Source organism: Thioclava sp. F36-7 (assembly GCF_002020075.1).
Classification (GTDB): Bacteria; Pseudomonadota; Alphaproteobacteria; order Rhodobacterales; family Rhodobacteraceae; genus Thioclava; species Thioclava sediminum.
Map to the genome: position 1 here is coordinate 317,002 of NZ_MPZR01000005.1, position 22,024 is coordinate 339,025.

Consider the following 22,024-nt stretch of genomic DNA (forward strand, 5'->3'; position numbering starts at 1 on the left):
TCTCGAAAGCCGATGATCTCCGTCGTCACGGCTCTTTACGCCCCCTCGGTGCTTGCCTAAACCAAGGTCAGCACGAGGGGGTCTTTTTATGTCCGAGCCAAGCCGCACCGAGATCGACGCGCTGAGCGAGGCCGAGGCCCGCGCCGAGCTGCCCGAGCTGATCGCGAAGATCGCGGCGGCCAATACTGCCTATCACACCCATGACGCGCCCGAGATTTCGGATGCGGAGTATGACGCGCTCAAGCAGCGGCTCGCGGCGATCGAGGCGAAATTCCCCGCGCTGAAATCAGACCAATCGCCCAGCGAACAGGTGGGCGGGCAACTGGCCGAAGGCTTCGGCAAGATCACCCATGCCGTCCGCATGATGAGCCTCGCCAACGCGTTCTCCGACGAGGACGTGACCGAATTCGACGAGAGCATCCGCAGCTTCCTCGGCCTGAAAACGGATGCCCCGCTCAACTACACGGCCGAGCCGAAGATCGACGGTCTGTCGCTGTCGATCCGCTACGAACACGGCAAGCTGATCCACGCGGCCACGCGCGGCGACGGCGCGGTTGGCGAAAACGTCACCGAAAACGCCCGCACCATCGACGACATTCCGACGTCGATCGCGGATGCGCCCGACGTGCTGGAAGTCCGCGGCGAGGTTTATATGAGCCATGCCGATTTCGAGGCGCTCAACACCCGCAACGAAGCCGCGGGCGAAAAGCGTTTTGCCAATCCGCGCAACGCCGCCGCCGGATCGCTCCGCCAGCTCGACCCGAAAGTTACCGCGTCGCGCCCGCTGAAATTCTTCGCCTATGCCTGGGGCGAGCTGTCCGCGCCACTGGCCGACACCCAGATCGACGCCATCGCGCGGCTGCAATCGCTCGGTTTCCAGACCAATCCGCTGACGGAACTCTGCGATGGTCCGGCCGATATGCTCGCCCATTACCGCGAGATCGAGGCCAGGCGCGCCACGCTCGGCTACGATATCGACGGCGTCGTTTACAAGGTGAACGACCTCGCGCTGCAGCGGCGTCTGGGCTTCCGCTCGACCACGCCGCGTTGGGCGATCGCGCATAAATTCCCCGCCGAGCTTGCCTGGACGCAGCTCGAAGGGATCGACATTCAGGTCGGTCGCACCGGGGCGCTCTCGCCGGTCGCGCGGCTGACGCCGGTGACCGTGGGCGGCGTCGTCGTCTCGAACGCTACGCTGCATAACGAGGATTACATCGCCGGGCGCGATTCCAAGGGCGCCGAGATCCGCGGCGGCAAGGATATCCGCATTGGCGACTGGGTGCAGGTCTATCGCGCGGGGGACGTGATCCCGAAGATCGCCGATGTGGACCTCACGCGTCGTCCCGACGATGCGGTGCCCTACGACTTTCCGACCCATTGCCCGCGCTGCGGATCCGAGGCGATCCGCGAAGAAGGCGATGCGGTGCGCCGCTGCACGGGCGGTCTGATCTGCCCCGCGCAAGCCGTGGAAAAGCTGAAACATTTCGTTTCCCGCGCGGCGTTCGACATCGAAGGGCTCGGCGCGAAACAGGTCGAGCAATTCTACGAGGATGGCTGGATCAAGGAGCCCGCCGACATCTTCACTCTGGAAGAGCGCTACGGGCAGGGCCTCCAGCAACTCAAGAACCGCGAGGGCTGGGGGGAGAAATCCGCGCGCAACCTCTTTGCCGCGATCGCCGAGAAACGCACGATCCCGCTGCAACGGCTGATCTTCGCGCTCGGAATTCGCCATGTCGGCGAGACCAGCGCCGGGATGCTCGCCACGCATTACGGCACCTGGAACGCGTTCGAGACCGCGATGACGCAGGCCGAGTGCGGGCAGGGCGCGGAATGGGACGATCTGATCTCGATCGACGGCGTCGGCGAGACGCTCGCAACATCCGTCGTGACGACGTTCCAGCAAGAGGCCGAGCGCGCCTCGATCGACCGTCTCACCGCGCATCTGAGTGTCGAGGAGGCCGAAAAGCCGAAATCCGACAGTCCGGTTTCGGGCCTCACCGTCGTTTTCACCGGCACGCTGGAGAAGATGACGCGAGCCGAGGCGAAGGCGCGCGCCGAGGCGCTTGGGGCCAAGGTCTCGGGCTCGGTCAGCGCCAAGACCGACCTGCTCGTCGCAGGGCCCGGCGCGGGCTCGAAAGCCAAGAAAGCGGCCGAGTTGAACATCCGCGTCATCGACGAGGATGAATGGATCGCGCTCGCGAGGGGCGCATGAGCACGCGGCCCGCAGAGCTTTTCGAGCTCTTCGCCGAGCTCGACAGTCTCGCGGGCGTCGGCCCGAAAACGGCCAAGCATTTCGAAGGGTTGGGGATCACCCGCCCGCGCGATGTGCTGTTCACCTTGCCCTATTCGGTGATCGACCGCCGCCCCGTCGCGACCGTGCAAGGCGTGCCAGCGGGCACCACCGTCACCGTCGAGGTGACCATCGGCGCCCATAGTCCCGCGCGCAAACAAGGCGCGCCGGATCGGGTTCTGTGCCATGACGCGCAGGGCGACATCACGCTGGTTTTCTTCCGCGCGCGCGGCGACTGGCTCGCGAAACAGATGCCCAACGGGGCGCGGCGGATCATTTCGGGCAAGCTCGAGAATTATGACGGGCAGGCGCAGATCGTGCATCCCGATTACATCCTGGCGCCCGAAAATGCGGGTGAGATGCCGCGGTTCGAGCCGGTCTATCCGCTCACCGCGGGCGTCACGCAAAAGCTGATGGCGAAGGCGGCGGAGGGGGCCTTGGCGCGCGCGCCCGACCTGCCGGAATGGATCGACGATGCGTTGAAACGCCGCGAGGGTTGGCCGGATTGGCAGGACGCGGTGAAAACAGCGCATCACCCTGAAAAGATTGACGATCTTTCGGCCACCGCGCCGGCGCGCGCGCGTCTCGCCTATGACGAGCTTTTCGCCCACCAGATGACGCTCGCGCTCGCGCGGCGTCAGTCGCGGCGCAAGAAGGGCCGGGTGACGCGTGGCACGGGCAAGCTCTCGGCGCAGGTGCTGGCGAGCCTGCCTTACAAGCCGACCGGCGCTCAGACCCGCGCGATTGCCGAGATCGCGGGTGATCTGGGCTCCGAGCGGCGGATGAACCGGCTGCTGCAGGGCGATGTCGGCGCGGGCAAGACGCTGGTCGCCTTCATGGCGCTGCTGACGGCGGTAGAGGCTGGCGGGCAGGGCGTGATGATGGCGCCCACGGAAATCCTCGCGCGCCAGCATCTCGAAGGTCTGGCGCCGCTGGCCGAGGCGGCGGGCGTCCGGTTGGAGATCCTGACCGGGCGCGACAAGGGGGCGGAGCGGGCGCGCAAGCTCGCCGATCTGGGCTCGGGTGCGATCGGCATCCTCGTCGGCACCCATGCGGTTTTTCAGAAAGACGTGGAATTTCAGGATTTGCGGCTTTCCGTGATCGACGAACAGCATCGCTTCGGCGTGGCGCAGCGGATGGAGCTGGGCGCCAAGGGGCAGGCGGTCGACGTGCTGGTGATGACCGCGACGCCGATCCCGCGCTCGCTCGCGCTGGCGCAATATGGCGACATGGATGTGAGCCTCTTGGACGAAAAGCCGCCGGGCCGGACGCCCGTCAAGACCGCGCTCGTCGCGATGGAGCGGATGGGCGAGGTGGTCGAGCATCTGCGCAAGGCGGTGGCCGAGGGGCGGCAGGCCTATTGGGTCTGCCCGCTGGTCGAGGAAAGCGAGCGGGTTGACCTGAGCTCTGCGACCGACCGTTTTCTGGCGCTGCGCGCGGCGCTTGGCGACGATGTCGTGGGGCTGGTTCACGGCCAGATGCCGTCGGCCGAGAAAGACGCCGCGATGGCGGCCTTCGTGAAGGGGCAGACCCGGGTGCTCGTCGCGACGACGGTGATCGAGGTGGGCGTGAACGTGCCCAACGCGTCGATCATGGTGATCGAGCGGGCCGAGAGCTTCGGTCTCGCGCAGCTCCATCAGCTGCGCGGGCGGGTCGGGCGCGGGGCTGCGGCCTCGACCTGCCTGATGATCTACCAGACGCCCTTGAGCGAGACGGCCGAACGGCGCCTGTCGATCCTGCGCGAAAGCGAGGACGGGTTCCGCATCGCCGAGGAAGACCTCGCCATGCGCGGGGCGGGCGATGTGATCGGCACGGCGCAATCGGGCCTGCCGCGCTTTCGCGTGGCTGACCTCGAACGCCAGGCCGGTCTGATGGCGGTGGCGCAGTCGGATGCGCGCAAGCTCCTGTCCGACGATCCCGAGTTGAGCGGCCCGCGCGGACAGGCGGCGCGGGTGCTGCTGTGGCTGATGGAACAGGACCGCGCGATCCGTCTGATCGGCATCGGCTGAGCCCCGTTCGACTCGCGTTCTCCCCCAGTGTTCTCAAATGTTCCTAAAAAGTTCTTTACCCGCGACGTCAATTATGAGAACAAAGGGGCAACAGAGGGAATGGAGGTGCCAGATGGCCAAGGAAATCAAGGAACTTCTCGACCGCAATCACAGCACGCTGCTGGCCGACGCCGTGGGGGGCATCGCGCTTTGCGCAAGCTTCATCATGGCGCTTTGGCTGCCGGGGCTCCTCTAAGCCCGACCTGTCTCATCGTTACTGCCTCGCGCTTTTTGGCTGCCGCACCTGTCCCAAACCTGCGGCTTCGCCTGTCCCCCAGGCCCGCCTGTCCGTAAAGCGCAACTTCAGCCGCCGCTCTTTCGGGTGGCGGCTTTTTTCATCGCGATGGAGAGAGGGGTTAGCGGCTCAGCACTGCTCGAGCGCTTCGAGCGTCGCCTCGGGCGCGAGCAGGATCGAGCCGTGCCGGTTGGGATAGTCGCGCGCGGCTTGCAGAACCTCATACTCGCCAAAAGGCGCATCGGGGACGGGGCCGCCCTTGAGCATCTCGGCCAGCTGATCGCGCAGCTTTGCTACCTCGTCACGCGTGCGGCCCACCACCTGTGCCCCGAAGATCGCAGCCGAAGCCTGACCCAGCGCGCAGGCGTGCACGGTCTGGCTATAGCCGGTCACGCGGCCATCCGTGCAGGTCAGCGAGACCTCGACCGTGGAGCCGCATAGCGGCGCGCGCTTGCGTACGGTCACATCAGGCGCGGGGAGCGGATCGGTGCCCGGCATATCGGCGGCGAGCGCCAGAATACGCTGCGAATAGAGCTTGATCAGATCGGTGTCGCTCATCTCTTTCCCCTTCGGCCCGTCCGGCGTAGATAGAACCTGAGCCACAGGAAGGAAAGAGCCGATGCCATTCGATCCCGCCAGCTTGACCTATGACGCCAACGGTTTGATCCCCGCGATCGCGCAGGATGCGCTCTCGGGCGATATCCTGATGATGGCATGGATGAACGCGGAAAGCGTCGCGAAGACACTTGAAACAGGGCGCGTAACCTATTGGTCGCGCTCGCGGAAATCGTTCTGGGTGAAGGGCGAGACCTCGGGCCATGTGCAGCGCCTGCGCGAGATGCGGGTCGATTGCGACCGCGATGCGCTTTTGGTGCTGGTCGAGCAGGAAGGCCCGGCTTGCCACACCAATCGCAGGTCGTGCTTCTATACCGCGATCCGCGATGGCGAAGAGGTCGAGATCCTCACGCCGATGGAAGATTGAGACCGGCCCTTCGGGGAGGATATTTCCGTCAAGAGGAAGCGGGCAGCCCGACCATGCGGCGAATGTCGTCTGGGGTGGCCCCGTCCTCGCGGTATTTCGCGATGGCTCGGGCGTCGTCGCGCTTGGCGAGGCGTTTGCCGTTCTCGTCACGAATTAGGTCGTGATGGCAATAAGTTGGCGTCGGAAGTTCAAGTATCGCGTGAAGCAGAACATGGATCTGCGTGGCGTCGAACAGGTCCGCGCCGCGGGTGACATGAGTAATGGCTTGCGCGGCATCGTCGAGCACGACTGCGAGATGATAGGACGTGCCCATCTCGCGCCGCGCGAGCACGACATCGCCCACCTTGTCGATCAGATCGGCGCGGGAGACGTTATGCGTGCCTTTGTGCAGCGCGCAGATTTCTTCGAAACGGATATCGCGGGCGGCACGGATCATGTTCAGGCGTAGCGCGCTGTCGGGCAGCGGAGCCCCGGGGCGACGCGCGCCGCGCTCGCGGCAGGTGCCGGGGTAGATCAGACCGTCGGGCCCGTATTGCACGCCTTCCTGCGGTGCGGAGGCTGCCGCCTCGATATCACGCCGCGTGCAGGTGCAGGCAAAGAGAAGGTCTCTTTCCCAAAGTGTTTCAAGGGCTTCGCGATAGATGTTCAAGCGGTCCGATTGGCGGAGAACCGGCCCGTCCCAGGTCAGCCCAAGCCAGCGCAGATCGTCATAGATTTGCTCTTCCCAATGCGGTCGCGCGCGGCTTTGGTCGATATCTTCGATCCTCAGCAGGAACTGGCCGCCGGCCTTGCGTGCCATGTCATGCGCGAAGATCGCACTATAGGCATGGCCCAGATGCAGCGGGCCCGTTGGCGAGGGGGCGAAGCGTGTGATCATTGACGCGCGCACCCCGCCAAATCAGCCGCCCGCGCGGCGATCCGCATGCGCCTGATAGATCAGGATCCAGGCGAGCAGGATGAACATCGGATGCGTCAGCCCGCCCGAGAAGATGATCGCCGGAATCCAGATCACGAAGACGAGGATCGCGAGGAAGATGCGTCCGATCAGAACGATAGAAAGCGGCGGCAGAAACAGGGCCAGAACGTAATTCATACAGTCTCTCCTTGCTGCGCAAGCCAGTCGCCGAAGACCGTCTTGGCGCGATCGGTATAGGCCTTGTAGCGGTCTTTGCGGCCACGCCGCCCGCCCTTGGCGTCGATCGGCGGGAAGAGCCCGAAATTGACGTTCATCGGTTGGAATGTCTTCGCCTCGGCCCCGCCGGTGATGTGTGTGATCAACGCCCCCATCGCGGTTTCGGGTCCCGGCGGCGGCAGTTCGCGGCCTTGAAGCTCGGCAGCGGCCATACGACCGGCCAGCAGCCCCATCGCGGCGCTCTCGACATAGCCTTCCACGCCGGTGATTTGGCCCGCGAAGCGCAGGTTCGGGTGCGATTTCAGACGCATCTGCGCATCGAGCAGCGTCGGCGAGTTGATGAACGTGTTGCGGTGGATGCCGCCCAGCCGCGCGAATTTGGCATCCTGAAGGCCCGGAATCATCCGGAAAACAGCGGCTTGCGCGCCGTACTTCATCTTGGTCTGGAAGCCCACGATATTGTAGAGCGTGCCAAGCGCGTTGTCGCGGCGCAGCTGCACCACGGCCCAGGCCTTGGTCTGCGGGTCGTGCTCATTGGTCAGACCGACGGGCTTCATCGGCCCGTGGCGCAGGGTTTCACGGCCGCGTTCGGCCATCACCTCGATCGGCAGGCAGCCGTCGAAATAGCCCGCGGTTTCGCCCTCGTGGAACTCGGTCTTGTCGGCCTCAAGCAGAGCGTCGATGAAGGCCTCGTATTCGTCCTTCGTCATCGGGCAGTTGATATAGGCCGTGCGCTCTTCCTCGGTCTCGCCCTTGTCGTAGCGCGACTGACGCCACGCGACGGACATGTCGATCGTGTCGGCATAGACGATGGGGGCGATGGCGTCGAAGAAGGCCAGACGCTCTTCGCCGGTCGCTTGCAGGATCGCTTTGCCCAAGGATTCCGAGGTCAGCGGGCCGGTCGCGAAGATCCATTTTCCGCTTGAAGGAAGCTCCGTAACTTCTTCCTCGGTAAAGGAAATATTCTCATGGGCGCGCAGCGCCTCGGTCACGGATTGCGAAAACGCCTCGCGGTCCACGGCCAGCGCGCCGCCTGCGGGCAGACGATGCTTGCGCGCCGTGTCCATGATCAGCCCGTTCGCAGCGCCCATCTCCCAATGGAGCTGGCCCACGGCATTGCGCTCGTGATCGTCCGAGCGGAACGAGTTCGAGCAGACCATCTCGGCATAGTTGCCGGTCTGGTGCGCAAAGGTTTCGACCTTGGGCCGCATTTCGTGCAGCACCACGCGGATGCCGGCATTCGCCGCCTGCCAGGCTGCTTCCGAGCCCGCCATGCCACCGCCGACGATATGGAGTTCTTCTGTCATGGCCGCTCATGTAGTGGTCAAAGCGGCAAAAGGGAAGGCCGATCGCAGCGGCTCAGTCCAGGGCGAAGGTGCCGCGCGCAAATAGCCCGTCGAGCGGGTGGATCGGCGCGAAGCTCTGGTTGCGCACGCCGTGGCCGCGCGAGCCGAAGTGCACTGTGAGGCCGAGGGCGAGACGGGTCTCGTCGCGGCTGTCGGGGCGACCGGTGAAATGGGCGCGCTCGATGCGGGTGAAGAGCGTCGCGGGGCCGTCGCCCAGCCGGTGGCCTATGCCGAGCGCGGCGGTGGTCTCGCGGGTGCTGAAGGCGAGTTCGGAGATGTCCACGACGGAAAGGTCGGCGGTGAGCGTCGTGCGCGGGCTGACGTCCCATCGTCCGCCGAGGCCTGCGAAGACGTAATCGTTGCTGCCGGGTTTGACGGTGCCGAGCCCGGCGCGTGCCGAGATGCTGCCGCGCGCGCCGACAGCCCAGATCGCTTCCGCGCCCGCCGCATAGGCCGTCTGGCTAGCGTGGCTGGTGTCGGAGACGGCGGCGAAGAGCCCGTATTTGGCGCGCTCCGTGGGCGCCATGTAGAGATGCGCCGCGAGATCGCCGCGCCAGCGCGGACCGGCATCATTTGCGCCGAGATCGAGTTGCAGCCCATGCGCCGGGGTCAGGGCGAAATCGGCGCTCAGATCGGCGCGGGCGGCTCCAAAGTCGCCGGTGGTGTTTTGGATCGTCAGTTCGGCCCCGGTGAAGCCAAGCGCGCTTTGGGCAAGCGCGGGGGCAGCGCTGACGGCTGCGGCGAGACAGAATACGGCGCCCCGCAGGGCAGAGACAGGAGTGTGGCGCATGATCGGACCTCGTGACGCGGTAACTGAACAAGGCCGATCTTCGCCGGCTGCGCTTCGGGCCCATGCTCCGCTGCGGCTTTGATCTCTTTTGGCAGGCGGGTGGGTCTTAAGGAAGGGTTAAACTTTCTAATGGGTTAACGGCCCGGAGCGTTTCCACTCCGGGCCGTTCGATAGGGTCTGCCCTCGGGATCGCGCGATCAGAAATCGTCCAGCTTGGGCCGCTTGCCGATCGAGACGTGGTCGATATCCTCCAGCGCGAAGCCCTTTATGATCGAGGGGATCATCATCGACACGAGGATGAAGATCGGCAGGCCTACGACCGTGATGACCTGTTGCAGCGCCGTTAGCCCCGCATCGCCTGCGAGCACGATCAGCATCGCCGCGACGAGGCCCTCTGCTGCGCCCCAGAAGACGCGCTGATGGACCGGGCCCGGCGTCGGTGTGCCGGTGCAGAGCATATCGACCACGAGGGACGCCGAGTCCGACGAGGTTGCGAAGAAGATCGCGACCACGATCACCGCGATGCCTTGGACGATATGGACGAAGGGGAAGTGCTCGAAGAAGGCGAACATCGCGAGCGGAACGCTATCCGAGACCGCTTGCGACAATTGCCCCGCCTGATCGCCCATCGCATCGCGGGCGGCCTGACCGATGCCGTCGAACTCCATCGCCTGCCAGCCGAAGATCGCGAACCAGATCAGAGTGAAGAGCGAGGGCGCCAGCAGCACGCCAAAGACGAATTCGCGCACCGTGCGGCCGCGCGAGATGCGGGCCACGAACAACCCGATGAAGGGCGACCAAGTCACCGTCCAGGCCCAGTAGAACACCGTCCACGAGCCCTGCCAGCCCCAGCCGGGCGTGTCGGGGTTCTCGTTGGCCAGCATGTCGTTCCAGAAGGCCAGATGCGGCAGGTTGGTGAGATAGAGGCCGACGGTCTGCACGATCCCGCGCAGCAGGAACAGGGTCGAGCCGAAGATCAGCACGAAGACCATCAGGCCCACGGCCATGCCGATATTGATGTTCGACAGCAGCTTCACGCCCTTGTCGAGCCCCGCCACGATCGAGGTGATCGCAACGGCGGTCAGCACCGTCAGGATCGCGATCTTGACGAACGTGCCGTCACCCGTGCCCAGAAGCGCATCCAGACCGGCGGCGATCTGGCTAGAGCCGAGGCCGAGCGAGACGGCCACGCCAAACAGCGTGCCGAGGATCGAGGCGATGTCGATCGCCTTGCCGATCGGCCCGTTGATGCCTTCCTTCAGCAGCGGATAGAACACCGAAGAGACCCGCACCGGCAGGTCGTAGCGGTTGATGAAATAGGCGAACCCCAGACCGGGCAGCGTGAAGATCGTCCAGGTATGCAGGCCGAGGTGATAGACCGCGATGGAGATCGCGTCTTTCGCGGCCTCGTCGGAATAGGGCGCGACGCCCGGCAGTGGCGGCTTGGAGAAATGGCTGATCGGCTCGGCCACGCCCCAGAACATCAGCACCGTGCCGATGCCGCCCGCGAAGAGCATCGTGAACCATGACAGATTGCCATATTCGGGGCGGCTGTCCCTCGGACCCAGCCGGATATGGCCGTGGCGCGACAGTGCGGCCCAGATCAGGAACCCGAGCCAGATGTTTACGCCGAGGATGAAGAACCAGCCGAGATTGGTGACAATCCAAGAACGGCCCGTGGCGAACGCATCGCCAATCGGGCCGGGGAAGATGACAAGCGCGAGCACGAAGAGGATCGTGAAGCCTGCTGATACGAAAAAAATGGTGGGGTCGGTTCGTAGGCCGAGCCTGTCTGCAAAGGCTTTCATGAAACTCTCCCTGTTTCTAATAGTGCAACCGCAACGGGTGGCTTCAGGGGTGGTTCCGCGCAGACGGGATATTGGAGAAAAGAAAAAATGGAAACGGCCCGGCGCGTGGCCGGGCCGCAACATCGGAATGCGTCTGCAATCAGAAGGTGGGTCGGTAGCGGAACAGCTTCTTGTTCGAGCCTTTGCCGAGCGCCACGCGCCCGCCGAAGTTCCAGACGTCGACCCCGTCCTGTAACAAGAAAAAGCCCCCGTCCTTGCGGAGCGGGGGCTTGATTTCATTGCTTTTTGCGAAGCCGTTCCGAATTGGGAACAGCCCGTACGGGATCAGCTTTCGCTATCCGGCGTGCCGCCGTCACCCGACGTGTCGGGCGCGTCCGGCGCATCGGTCGGCCCTTCGGCCTCCGGATCCAGATCGTCGTCATCGCCCTGATCGGCGATCCGCGCGACCGAGACCACGACCTCGCCCTTGGCGGTGTTGAACACACGCACGCCACCGGCAGAGCGCGAGCGGAAGGAAATGTCTTCCACCGGGCAGCGGATCGACTGACCCGTCGAGGTAGCGAGCATGATCTGATCGCTCATCTCGACCGGGAAGGAGGCCAGAAGCGGGCCGCCTCGCATCGCCTTGTCGATCGCCGTCACGCCCTGACCGCCACGACCGCGGGTCGGGTAGTCATGGCTCGACGAGATCTTGCCCGAGCCTTTCGAGGTGATCGTCAGGATCAGATCCTCGGCGGCGGACATCTCGGCGTAGCGCTCGGTCGACAGCTGACCTTCGGCCACGGCTTCCTCGTCCTCGTCGGGCTCGATCTCTTCCTCGGTCACGCCCGCCATCAGGCGACGCTGCTTGAGGTAGGCCACGCGCTCTTCCGAAGTGGCCTCGAAGTGGCGGATGACCGACATCGAGACGACCTCGTCATCGCCTTTCAGCTTGATACCGCGCACACCGACCGAATTGCGCGAGTTGAACACGCGCACTTCCGGCACCGGGAAGCGGATCGCGCGACCGCTGGCGGTGACCAGCATCACGTCGTCATCCTCGGAACAGATGCGCGCATTGATCAGGCGCATGCCTTCGTTCTCGTCCTCGAATTTCATCGCGATCTTGCCGTTGCGCATGACGTTGGTGAAATCCGACAGGCGGTTGCGGCGCACAGTGCCCTTGGAGGTCGCGAAGACCATCTGCAGGTCGTCCCATTCCGCCTCGTCGCGATCGACCGGCGTGATCGCCGCGATCGAGACGCCGGTGGGGATCGGCAGGATGTTGACGATCGCCTTGCCCTTGGACTGGCGCGAGCCGAGCGGCAGTTGCCAGCACTTCATCTTGTAGACCATGCCTTCGGTCGTGAAGAACAGAAGCTGCGTGTGGGTGTTGGCGACGAACAGGGTGGTGACGGTGTCGTCGTCCTTCAGCGCGCCACCCGAGAGCCCCTTTCCGCCACGCTTCTGCGAACGGAAATCGGCAAGCGGCGTGCGCTTGATATAGCCGCCCTGCGTGACCGTCACGACCATGTCTTCGCGCTCGATCAGGTCTTCGTCGGCCATGTCGCCGGCCCAGTCGATGATCTCGGTGCGGCGCGGCACGGCGAAGAGCTCGCGCACTTCGCGCAGCTCGTCGGCGATGATCGCCATGATCCGCTCGCGCGAGGCGAGGATGGCGAGGTATTCGCGGATCTTCTCGGCCAGTTGGGCGAGCTCATCCGTGACTTCCTTCACGCCGATCTGGGTCAGGCGCTGCAGGCGCAGATCGAGGATCGCGCGGGCCTGCGTTTCCGACAGGTTGTAGGTGCCGTCATCGTTGACCGGATGCAGCGGATCGTCGATCAGCTTGAGATATTCGACGATGTCATGCGCGGGCCAGCGGCGCTCCATCAGGCGGGCGCGAGCCTCTGCCGCATCGGCCGAGGAGCGGATGGTGGCGACGACCTCGTCCACGTTCGACACTGCCACGGCCAGACCGCACAGAACGTGGCTGCGCTCGCGTGCCTTGCGCAGTTCGAACGCGGTGCGGCGTGCGACAACTTCCTCACGGAAGCTGATGAAATAGCTGAGAAATTGGCGCAGCGTCAGCTGCTCGGGGCGGCCGCCGTTCAGCGCCAGCATGTTGCAGCCGAAGGAGGTCTGCATCTGCGTGAAGCGGAAAAGCTGGTTGAGCACCACATCCGGAGTCGCGTCGCGCTTCAGCTCGATCACGACGCGGACGCCGACGCGGTCGGATTCGTCGGCGATGTTGGAGATGCCTTCGAGCTTCTTCTCGCGCACGAGATCGGCGATCTTCTCGATCATCGCCGCCTTGTTCACCTGATAGGGAATCTCGTCCAGCACGATCGCGAAGCGGTCCTTGCGGATCTCTTCCACGCGGGTTTTCGCCCGGATGATGACCGAGCCACGACCTTCAAGGTAAGCCTTGCGTGCGCCACCACGGCCCATGATCAGGCCGCCGGTGGGGAAGTCGGGGGCGGGGACGATCTCCATGATCGCCTCGTCCGACATGTCGGGGTTGTCGATCAGCGCCAGCGTCGCGTCGCAGACCTCGCCGAGGTTATGCGGCGGAATGTTGGTCGCCATGCCGACAGCGATACCGCCCGCGCCGTTGACCAGCATGTTCGGGAAGCGCGCCGGAAGCACCGTCGGCTCTTCCTGCTTGCCGTCGTAGTTGTCCTGGAAATCGACCGTGTCTTTCTCGATATCGGCGAGAATGTAATTGGCCGGTTTCGCCATGCGCACTTCGGTGTAGCGCATCGCTGCCGCGTTATCGCCATCCATCGAGCCGAAGTTGCCCTGACCGTCGAGCAGCGGCAGCGACATCGAGAAGGGCTGCGCCATGCGCACCAACGCGTCGTAGATCGCGGCGTCGCCGTGAGGGTGATACTGACCCATCACGTCGCCGACCGGACGTGCCGATTTACGATAGGGCTTGTCGAACGTGTTCCCGGTCTCGTGCATCGCAAAGAGAATGCGCCGGTGAACGGGCTTCAGACCATCGCGCAGATCGGGGATTGCGCGGCTCACGATCACGCTCATCGCGTAATCGAGATAGGCGGTTTTCATCTCGTCCGCGATGGACACAGTGGGGCCGAGATAAGCGGGCCGCCCGGGGCCTTCTTCTTCGGTTTCCGGCGGTTCAGGAGTGTCGGTCACGCGCGCCTCGATATTCTAGATATTGTTGTGGAACCTTATAAAGGCCGCAAGCGGCGGGTGCAATCATGGAGAAGGCCCCGGCGGGTGCGCGGGGCCTTCTTCGTGACGTCAGCTTGCGGTGTTCCGGTGCGGCGCGGGCCGCAACCGATCACGCTTCGCGCGCGGCGCGCTTACGCTCGTGCGGATCGAGGTGCAGTTTGCGCAGGCGGATCGATTTCGGCGTGACCTCGACGAGTTCGTCATCGTTGATATAGGCGATGGCTTCCTCGAGCGACATCCGCGTCGGCGGGGTCAGGCGGACCGCTTCATCCGTGCCCGAAGCGCGGACGTTGGTCAGTTTCTTGCCCTTGAGCGGGTTCACTTCGAGATCGTTCTCGCGCGAATGCTCGCCGATGATCATGCCGGTGTAGACCTGCTCCTGCGCGCCGATGAACAGCTTGCCGCGTTCTTCGAGGTTCCACAGCGCGTAGGCGACCGATACGCCATTCTCCATCGAGATCAGCACGCCCTGACGGCGGCCGTCAATCGGGCCCTTGTAAGGGGTCCAGCCGTGGAACAGGCGGTTGAGCACGCCCGAGCCGCGGGTATCGGTCAGGAACTCGCCCTGATAGCCGATCATGCCGCGAGAGGGGACATGGGCCACGATGCGGGTCTTGCCACCCTCGGCGGGGCGCATCTCGGCCAGCTCGCCCTTGCGGTAGCCGGTCAGCTTCTCGATCACGACGCCGGAATATTCCTCATCCACGTCGATGATGACTTCCTCGATCGGCTCCATGCGCTGGCCGTCTTCCTCGCGGAAGATCACCTTCGGACGCGAGATCGACAGCTCGAACCCTTCGCGGCGCATGTTCTCGATCAGAACGCCCATCTGGAGTTCGCCACGGCCCGAGACTACGAAGGCGTCGCCGCCGGGGGTGTCCTCGACGCGGATCGCGACGTTGGTTTCGGCCTCTTTCATCAGGCGGTCGCGAATGATGCGCGACTGGACCTTCGAGCCGTCCTTACCGGCGAGCGGCGAGTCGTTGATGCCGAAGGTCACCGAGATCGTCGGCGGATCGATCGGCTGCGCGTCGATCGGGGTGTCGACTTCGGGCGCACAGAGCGTGTCGGCCACGGTCGCCTTGGTCATGCCCGCGACGGTGACGATGTCGCCTGCGACGGCTTCGTCGATCGGCTGCTGCGACAGGCCACGGAAGGCGAGGATCTTGGTGCAGCGGAAGGCTTCGATGCGGTCGCCCTTGCGCGAGAGCGCCTTGAGCTGATCGCCGACCTTCAGCGTGCCCGCCTCGATGCGGCCCGTGAGGATACGCCCGATGAACGGGTCGGCCGAGAGCGTGGTGGCCAGCATCTGGAAGGGCTCGTCAGCGCGGAATTCCTGCTTCGGCGGCTCGACATGCTTCAGGATCAGATCGAACAGCGCGTCGAGGTTCTCGCGCGGGCCGTCCAGCTCTTCGTCGCACCAGCCGCCGATGCCGGAAGCATAAAGGTGCGGGAAGTCGAGCTGCTCTTCATCGGCGTCGAGGTTTGCGAAGAGGTCGAACACCTCGTCGAGCGCGCGATCGGGCTCGGCGGCGGGCTTGTCGACCTTGTTGAGCACCACGATCGGCTTCAGGCCGAGCGCGAGCGCTTTCGAGGTCACGAACTTGGTCTGCGGCATCGGGCCTTCGGCTGCGTCCACCAGCAGCACTACACCGTCTACCATCGACAGGATACGCTCCACCTCGCCGCCGAAATCGGCGTGGCCGGGGGTGTCGACGATGTTGATGCGGGTGCCTTTCCACTCGACCGAGGTGGCCTTGGCGAGAATGGTAATGCCGCGTTCGCGTTCGATGTCGTTGCTGTCCATCGCGCGTTCGGCGACGGCTTGGTTTTCACGGAAAGCGCCCGATTGGCGCAGAAGCTGGTCCACGAGCGTCGTCTTGCCGTGGTCCACGTGAGCGATGATCGCAATGTTGCGAAGGTCCATGGGAGGTCGTCCTGTTCTTGAGTTGCCCCGCCCATAAAGGAAAGATCGCCTCTCGGCTAGCCCCCAGCGCGGCAATCGCGCCGCGATGCGGCATCACGTCAGTGGAAATGCGATTTCGAGAACAGGTTGATCACGATGATCCCCGTCAGAATCAGCGCGATCCCGATCAGAGCGGGCAAATCCAGCCGCTGATTGAACATCAGCCAGCCCACGCCCGCGATCAGCACCATGCCGATCCCGGACCACAGCGCATAGGTGATCCCGAGCGGCAGCACCTTCAGCACCAGCGTGAAGAAATAGAGCCCGCCGATGAAGCCCACCGCCACGCCCACCGTCGGCCAGAACCGCGAGAATTGCTGGCTCGCCTGCAGACAGGCCGAGCCGAAGGTCTCGAAGGCGACCGCGATGAGCAGGAAGAGGTAGGTGTTGAACATGTCCGGCAGTCTGCCGGATCACTCGGCGATATACCAGTCGCGACGGTGGTTCATCGCAACGATGAAGTTCAACACGAGTGCGCCCAAAAGCGAGTAGAGCACCAGCGGCGGCGCGAGGATGAAGCTCGCGATGACAAACAGGCACAGGTCATGGATCAGCTGCGTCCAGCCCGCGCGGAACCCGAACTTGTCTTGCAGGATCACGGCGACGATGGAGACACCGCCGAGCGAGCCCTTGTGGCGGAAGAGGCCGAGAAGGCCGACGCCTGCCGAGATCCCGAACAGCACGGCGGCCACGGCGGGGTGGATTTCGGCGACATGCAGGACGGGTTTGAGCGCCTCGGCCATCAGCGACACGAGCGTCACGGTCACGAGGCTTTTCAGCGCGAAGCCTGCGCCGCGCGCGAAATAGGCGAAGGCGTAGAAGGGGATGTTGATCACGAAGAACACGACCCCGAAGCTGAACCCGGTGATATAGGACAGGATCAGCGCGGCGCCCGCGGTGCCCCCGGTCACGAGGCCTGCGGCGCGCAGCAGGTGAATCCCCAGCGCGGCCTGTGCGGCGGCCACGACAAGGCCCTGCAGATCCTCGAGCTTCGAGTAATGCGGACGGGTCGCCTCTTTGGCTGCGATCTGGTCGGCGGTGATATGTGCGTCAGTGGTCATGACCCAATAATAGGGCATAATAGCTGACCTACCAAATCGCTGGGCGCAGGTCGGCTTTGCATCGCGCGAAAGGGTCGGGGCAGGGTGCGCGGACCCGTTGCCCGCAGATCACGCCCGGATCAGGTGGCGATATAGCGGTCGCGGCGGTGGTTGATCAGGATGATCACGTTCAGAACCATCGCGCCCAGCAGCGACCACAGCACCTTGTCGAGCGGCAGCACGAAGAGCGCGAAGAGGAACACGCCGCAATCGAACAGGATCTGCGTGCGGCCCGCTTTGAAGCCAGTCTTGTCCTGCAGGTAAAGCGCCACGATCCCCACGCCGCCAAGGCTCGCGCCGTGGCGGAACAGCGCCAGAAGGCCCGCGCCTGCGGTCACGCCCGCCAGCACGGCGGCAGCACCGGGGTGGAGGATGGCGAAGCTCAGAAAATGCGGGAATATTTCGGTAAATCCGGATAGGAGTGCGACCGAGAGCACCGTCTTCACCGTGAACCGCGCGCCCATGCGGCGGAAGGCCAGCCAGTAGAAGGGCAGGTTGAGCGTGAAGAAGATCGCGCCGAAGCTCCATCCGGTGACGTAAGACAGCACCAGCGACAGGCCCGCGATCTGACCGGTGAACAGCCCCGCGCCATGCAGCAGCGACACCGACAGCGCCACCAGCAAGGTGCCGGTGAGAAGCCCTTGGGTGTCCTCGGGCAGGGTGTGGCGGTGCGGGTCTTGGATACGGGTCTCGCTCATGGCGCTCAGATGCCACGCGGCAACGTCAAGTGCAAGAACTGAGGCGCATCGGCAACAGAGGTGCTCGAATACCTGCGGATCACAGTCGCGTGAGTTGCCGCGGCTTTCTGGATCGGGCCAATTGGCGCCATTCGCAATGCCCAAGACAAGAGGAGGGCCGCCATGATGTCATATCGCCAAGCCCTCGCATCGCAGTGCGAAACCCGTATCGGTTTTTCGGGCACCACTCGCGTCGCACGACGCCAGGACTGACCCTCCCGATACGCCCCGGGGCCTAGGCCCCACTCCCGCAAACTGACCCGATTTCCGCGTCCCGATCCTGTCGTGACGCATCTTGGCCGCGTTCTCGCGGTCCCCGTCGGGTCTTCTTTCACATCAGTAGAAGAAAGGCCGGTTGCGGGCGGAGACCCGCGCCGGGACATGACATGATCCAGACTCTCGAGCGTCCGCGCGACGCATTCACCATCGAAGCCACGATTGCCAAATTCGGCGCAGGCAAAGTTCTCCGCGCGGCGCTGTTTGCGCTGATCGCGCGTGGCGGCAAACCGCGCCCGCTCGATGCGGGGCAGCTCAGCGATCATTTGCGCAGAGATATCGGGCTCGGGCCCGCCGAGCCTCCGCCAGAGCCGTGGAGCATGATGCGGTAAGAGAAAGGGCCGGGCGTGTGATGCGCCCGGCCCGACTAAGGATTGAGGGACGCGCCCGACCTCGGGTGGGCGCTGTGCCTCGTTCGTGGCTTGACGCTTTTTCGTGCAGGCCCGTGTGTCGGTCGTGCCTGCGATGTCTTCGCCAATGCGCCCTCCCGGGGGGAGGTCGGGCGCGGCCCGGGGCTGGTCTCCCCGTGCCAGAAACGAAAAAAGGCGGAGTTTCCTCCGCCTTCCTCAACCCGTTTCGCGCGCTTTACAGCGACAGCGACTTGTTCAGGTATTCGTCGATCTTCTCGAGGAAGCCCATCGTGGTCAGCCATTTCTGATCGGGGCCGACGAGCAGCGCGAGGTCCTTGGTCATGTGACCGTCTTCGACCGCCTGCACGCAGACCTTCTCGAGCGTTTCCGCGAAGGTTTGGAGCTGCGCGTTGTCGTCCAGCTTGGCGCGGTGCTTCAGGCCACCGGTCCAGGCGAAGATCGAGGCGATGGAGTTTGTCGAGGTCTCCTTGCCCTGCTGGTGCTGGCGGTAGTGACGCGTCACCGTGCCGTGGGCGGCCTCGGCTTCCACCGTCTTGCCATCGGGCGTCATCAGGATCGAGGTCATCAGGCCCAGCGAGCCGAAGCCCTGCGCGACCGTATCCGACTGCACGTCGCCGTCGTAGTTCTTGCAGGCCCAGACATAGCCGCCCGACCATTTCAGCGAGCTCGCCACCATGTCGTCGATCAGGCGGTGCTCGTACCAGATGCCCGCTTCCTTGAACTTCTCGGCGAATTCTTCCTCGAAGACCTGCTGGAACAGATCCTTGAAGCGGCCGTCATAGGCCTTGAGGATCGTGTTCTTGGTCGAGAGATACACCGGCCAGCCCTTCAGCAGGCCGTAGTTCAGCGAGGCCCGCGCGAAGTCGATAATCGATTTGTCGAGGTTGTACATGCCCATCACGACGCCCGCGTCGGGGGCCTTGAACACTTCCTTCTCGATCACTTCGCCATCGTCGCCCACGAATTTCAGCGTGATCGTGCCCTTGCCGGGGAAGCGGAAATCGGTGGCCTTGTACTGGTCGCCATAGGCGTGACGACCCACGACGATCGGCTTGGTCCAGCCCGGAACGAGGCGCGGGACGTTCTTGCAGATGATCGGCTCGCGGAAGATGACGCCGCCGAGGATGTTGCGGATCGTGCCGTTGGGCGAACGATACATGCGCTTGAGATTGAACTCCTCCATGCGCGCCTCGTCGGGCGTGATCGTCGCGCATTTGACGCCGACGCCGTATTGCTTGATCGCCTCGGCCGCATCGACGGTGATCTGGTCGTCGGTCGCGTCGCGGCTCTCGATGCCGAGGTCGTAATATTTCAGGTCGATATCGAGATAGGGCAGGATCAGCTTTTGCTTGATGAAGTCCCAGATGATGCGGGTCATCTCGTCGCCGTCGAGTTCGACGACGGGGTTGTCTACCTTGATCTTGGTCATGCGCGTTCCTTCCAAAATTCACGGGTTTGTGTTCCGGGGAGGCCGGGAATCGAAAGGGGCGGCCCGCGCCGCCCCTCTGTCTCAGTGCTCTCAGCCGATGATGGCGTTGAGCGTTTCGCTCGGGCGCATCACCGCCGAGAGCTTTTTCGGATCGGCGTGGTAGTAGCCGCCGATATCGGCGGGCTTGTCCTGAACCTCTGCCAGTTCGGCCACGATCTTCGCTTCGCCATCGGCCAGCGCCTTGGCGATCGGGGCGAATTCGGCGGCCAGCTCGGCATCGCTCGATTGTGCCGCCAGCGCGTCGGCCCAGTAGCGGGCGAACCAGTAGTGGCTGGCGCGGTTGTCGGGCTCGCCGACTTTGCGCGAAGGCGAGCGATCGTTGTCGAGAATGCCCTGCGTCGCGGTCTCGACGGTTTCGCCCAGCACGCGCGCCTTGGCGTTGTCGGTCTGGTCGGCGAAGAACTTGAAGCTCTCGCCGAGGGCGCAGAATTCGCCAAGCGAGTCCCAACGCAGGTGGTTCTCTTCCACCAGCTGCTGGACGTGCTTGGGCGCCGAGCCGCCAGCGCCGGTCTCGAACAGACCGCCGCCCTGCATCAGCTTCACGATCGAGAGCATCTTGGCCGAGGTGGCCAGCTCGAGGATCGGGAACAGGTCGGTCAGGTAATCGCGCAGCACGTTGCCGGTAATCGCGATGGTGTTCTCGCCCTTGGTGATGGTCTCGAGCGAGGCGATGGTCGCCTCACGCGGGGCCATGATCTCGAACTTGTCGGCCACGCCTTTGGCCTCAAGGATCGGCTTCACGAAGGAGATCAGCTCCGCATCGTGGGCGCGGGTCTCGTCGAGCCAGAAGATCGCGCGGTAGCCGGTCGCTTTCTGACGGTCGATGGCGAGGTTCACCCAGTCTTCGATCGGCGCCTTGCGGGCCGAGGCCGAACGCCAGATGTCGCCCTTCTTCACGTCATGCGAATGCAGAACCGTGCCGTCGTCGAGCACCATCTTCACGGTGCCGTCGGTCGGGATCTCGAAGGTGGTCGGGTGCGAGCCGTATTCCTCGGCTTTCTGCGCCATCAGGCCGATGTTCTGAACGGTGCCCGCGGTGGCGGGGTTCAGTTTGCCGTTGGCTTTGAAATACTCGATCGTCGCATCGTAAACCGGCGCATAGGAGCTGTCCGGGATCACGCAGACGCAGTCGTGTTCCTTGTTGTCCGGGCCCCAGCCTTTTCCGCCGGCGCGGATCAGCGCGGGCATCGAGGCGTCGATGATGACGTCGGAGGGCACGTGCAGGTTGGTGATGCCCTTGTCCGAGTTCACCATATACATCGGCGGACGCTGGTCGCGGACTTCCTCGATCGCGGCGAGAATTTCCGGCTCGCCTTTGACGCGCTCCAGCAGATCGCCCATGCCCGAAGCCGGATCGACGCCGAGCGACTTCATCTTGTCGCCGTATTTCTCGAAGACCGGCTTGAGCCATTCCTTCACCGCATGACCGAAGATGATCGGGTCGGAGACCTTCATCATCGTCGCTTTCATATGCAGCGAGAACAGGACGCCTTCGTCCTTGGTCTTCTTGATTTCCTCGGCGAGGAACGCGTCGAGCTTGTCAGCGGACATGTAGGTCGCGTCGACCACGGTGCCTTCGGGATAGCTCACGCCGTCCTTCAGAACGGTCTCGCCATCTGCGCCTTCCAGAACGATCTTCGCGGTGGACGCTTTCGGCAGGGTGGCCGAGAGTTCGTTCGAGAAGAAATCGCCCTCCGACATGGTGGCCACGCGGGTCTTGCTGTCGGCGGTCCACTCGCCCATGCGGTGCGGGTTGTTCTGCGCGAATTTCTTCACGGCAGCGGCGGCGCGGCGGTCCGAGTTACCCTCGCGCAGCACCGGGTTCACGGCCGAGCCCTTGATCGAGTCGTATTTCGCGCGGACGGCTTTTTCCGCGTCCGTCTTCGGCTCTTCGGGGTAGTTGGGCAGGGCGTAACCCTGACCCTGCAGCTCGCGCACGGCGGCGACCAGCTGCGGCACCGAGGCCGAGATGTTCGGCAGCTTGATGACGTTGGCCTGCGGCGTCTTTACGTAATCGCCGAGCCATGCCAGATCGTCCGACTGGCGCTGCTCTTCGGTAAGCGCTTCGGGGAAGGTGGCGAGGATACGGCCCGCGAGCGAGATATCCTTGGTGCCGACCGAAATCCCGGCCGCTTGCGCGAATTTGCGCACGATCGGCAGCAGCGATGCGCTCGCCAGTTCCGGGGCCTCGTCGACCTTGGTGTAAATGATGTCAGGAGTGTTCTTGTCGCTCATGGCACAGCCCTCTTCGGTTGAAGCCTCGGTTTGCTGCCT

The 22,024-nt window shown here is 64.2% G+C and carries 18 protein-coding genes; 5 read left to right on the plus strand and 13 right to left on the minus strand.

Annotated elements, in window-relative coordinates:
- Positions 1–88 precede the first annotated feature (88 nt).
- From ligA to BMI89_RS21225, 3 genes are all read left to right on the plus strand, one after another.
- Complete coding sequence (ligA, locus tag BMI89_RS11700) at positions 89–2,212, plus strand: NAD-dependent DNA ligase LigA (RefSeq protein WP_078571039.1); 2,124 nt, start codon at positions 89–91, stop codon at positions 2,210–2,212.
- Entirely contained in the window at positions 2,209–4,299 is a 2,091-nt protein-coding gene (gene recG, locus BMI89_RS11705; protein ID WP_078571091.1) for an ATP-dependent DNA helicase RecG, read from the plus strand. The genes ligA and recG overlap by 4 nt, the downstream gene beginning before the upstream one ends.
- 112 nt (positions 4,300–4,411) lie before the next feature.
- Positions 4,412–4,534: a hypothetical protein gene (locus BMI89_RS21225; protein ID WP_255266459.1), complete on the plus strand. Its 123-nt coding sequence runs from the start codon at positions 4,412–4,414 to the stop codon at positions 4,532–4,534.
- 168 nt (positions 4,535–4,702) lie between these two features.
- Here the strand turns inward: BMI89_RS21225 and BMI89_RS11710 are convergent, their stop codons facing one another.
- Positions 4,703–5,131: an iron-sulfur cluster assembly scaffold protein gene (locus BMI89_RS11710; protein WP_078571040.1), complete on the minus strand. Its 429-nt coding sequence runs from the start codon at positions 5,129–5,131 to the stop codon at positions 4,703–4,705.
- A gap of 61 nt (positions 5,132–5,192) precedes the next feature.
- Here BMI89_RS11710 and hisI point away from each other — a divergent pair, with 61 nt between their 5' ends.
- Positions 5,193–5,555, plus strand: coding sequence for a phosphoribosyl-AMP cyclohydrolase (gene hisI / locus BMI89_RS11715; RefSeq protein WP_078540842.1), 363 nt, complete (start codon positions 5,193–5,195; stop codon positions 5,553–5,555).
- Between the two features lie 28 nt (positions 5,556–5,583).
- Here hisI and gluQRS read toward each other — a convergent pair whose 3' ends face one another.
- From gluQRS to BMI89_RS11765, 10 genes are all read right to left on the minus strand, one after another.
- The gene (gluQRS, locus tag BMI89_RS11720; RefSeq protein WP_078571041.1) at positions 5,584–6,432 is read right to left on the minus strand and encodes a tRNA glutamyl-Q(34) synthetase GluQRS; all 849 of its coding nucleotides are present in this window, start codon (positions 6,430–6,432) and stop codon (positions 5,584–5,586) included.
- Positions 6,433–6,453: 21 nt separating this feature from the next.
- Entirely contained in the window at positions 6,454–6,648 is a 195-nt protein-coding gene (locus BMI89_RS11725; protein WP_078520734.1) for a hypothetical protein, read from the minus strand.
- Positions 6,645–7,994 (minus strand): methylenetetrahydrofolate--tRNA-(uracil(54)-C(5))-methyltransferase (FADH(2)-oxidizing) TrmFO, encoded by a 1,350-nt coding sequence (gene trmFO / locus BMI89_RS11730; RefSeq protein ID WP_078571042.1) that lies wholly within the window; start codon positions 7,992–7,994, stop codon positions 6,645–6,647. Before trmFO ends, BMI89_RS11725 begins: the two co-directional genes overlap by 4 nt.
- Positions 7,995–8,046: 52 nt before the next feature.
- Positions 8,047–8,823, minus strand: a complete 777-nt coding sequence (locus tag BMI89_RS11735) for a hypothetical protein (protein ID WP_078571043.1) — start codon at positions 8,821–8,823, stop codon at positions 8,047–8,049.
- A 197-nt stretch (positions 8,824–9,020) separates the two neighbouring features.
- Entirely contained in the window at positions 9,021–10,631 is a 1,611-nt protein-coding gene (locus BMI89_RS11740) for a BCCT family transporter (protein ID WP_078571044.1), read from the minus strand.
- Positions 10,632–10,955: 324 nt separating this feature from the next.
- Positions 10,956–13,772, minus strand: coding sequence for a DNA gyrase subunit A (gyrA, locus tag BMI89_RS11745; protein WP_078571045.1), 2,817 nt, complete (start codon positions 13,770–13,772; stop codon positions 10,956–10,958).
- 148 nt (positions 13,773–13,920) lie between these two features.
- Positions 13,921–15,738, minus strand: coding sequence for a translational GTPase TypA (typA, locus tag BMI89_RS11750; RefSeq protein ID WP_078540857.1), 1,818 nt, complete (start codon positions 15,736–15,738; stop codon positions 13,921–13,923).
- Between the two features lie 98 nt (positions 15,739–15,836).
- Positions 15,837–16,172: an SMR family transporter gene (locus BMI89_RS11755; protein WP_078520728.1), complete on the minus strand. Its 336-nt coding sequence runs from the start codon at positions 16,170–16,172 to the stop codon at positions 15,837–15,839.
- 18 nt (positions 16,173–16,190) lie between these two features.
- Positions 16,191–16,838, minus strand: a complete 648-nt coding sequence (locus BMI89_RS11760) for a YitT family protein (RefSeq protein WP_078521032.1) — start codon at positions 16,836–16,838, stop codon at positions 16,191–16,193.
- A gap of 119 nt (positions 16,839–16,957) precedes the next feature.
- The gene (locus BMI89_RS11765) at positions 16,958–17,575 is read right to left on the minus strand and encodes a YitT family protein (protein WP_078571046.1); all 618 of its coding nucleotides are present in this window, start codon (positions 17,573–17,575) and stop codon (positions 16,958–16,960) included.
- Between the two features lie 425 nt (positions 17,576–18,000).
- On the opposite strand from BMI89_RS11765, the gene BMI89_RS11770 reads away from it, so the two are divergent.
- Positions 18,001–18,222 carry a hypothetical protein gene (locus BMI89_RS11770; RefSeq protein ID WP_078571047.1) on the plus strand — a complete coding sequence of 74 codons (222 nt, stop codon included), beginning with the start codon at positions 18,001–18,003 and terminating at the stop codon, positions 18,220–18,222.
- A 253-nt stretch (positions 18,223–18,475) separates the two neighbouring features.
- Here BMI89_RS11770 and BMI89_RS11775 read toward each other — a convergent pair whose 3' ends face one another.
- Together BMI89_RS11775 and BMI89_RS11780 are read right to left on the minus strand one after the other, a co-directional pair.
- A complete protein-coding gene (locus tag BMI89_RS11775; RefSeq protein WP_078571048.1) occupies positions 18,476–19,690 on the minus strand; it encodes an NADP-dependent isocitrate dehydrogenase in 1,215 nt (404 codons plus the stop codon).
- 90 nt (positions 19,691–19,780) lie between these two features.
- Positions 19,781–21,985, minus strand: a complete 2,205-nt coding sequence (locus BMI89_RS11780) for an NADP-dependent isocitrate dehydrogenase (protein ID WP_078571049.1) — start codon at positions 21,983–21,985, stop codon at positions 19,781–19,783.
- Positions 21,986–22,024 lie beyond the last annotated feature (39 nt).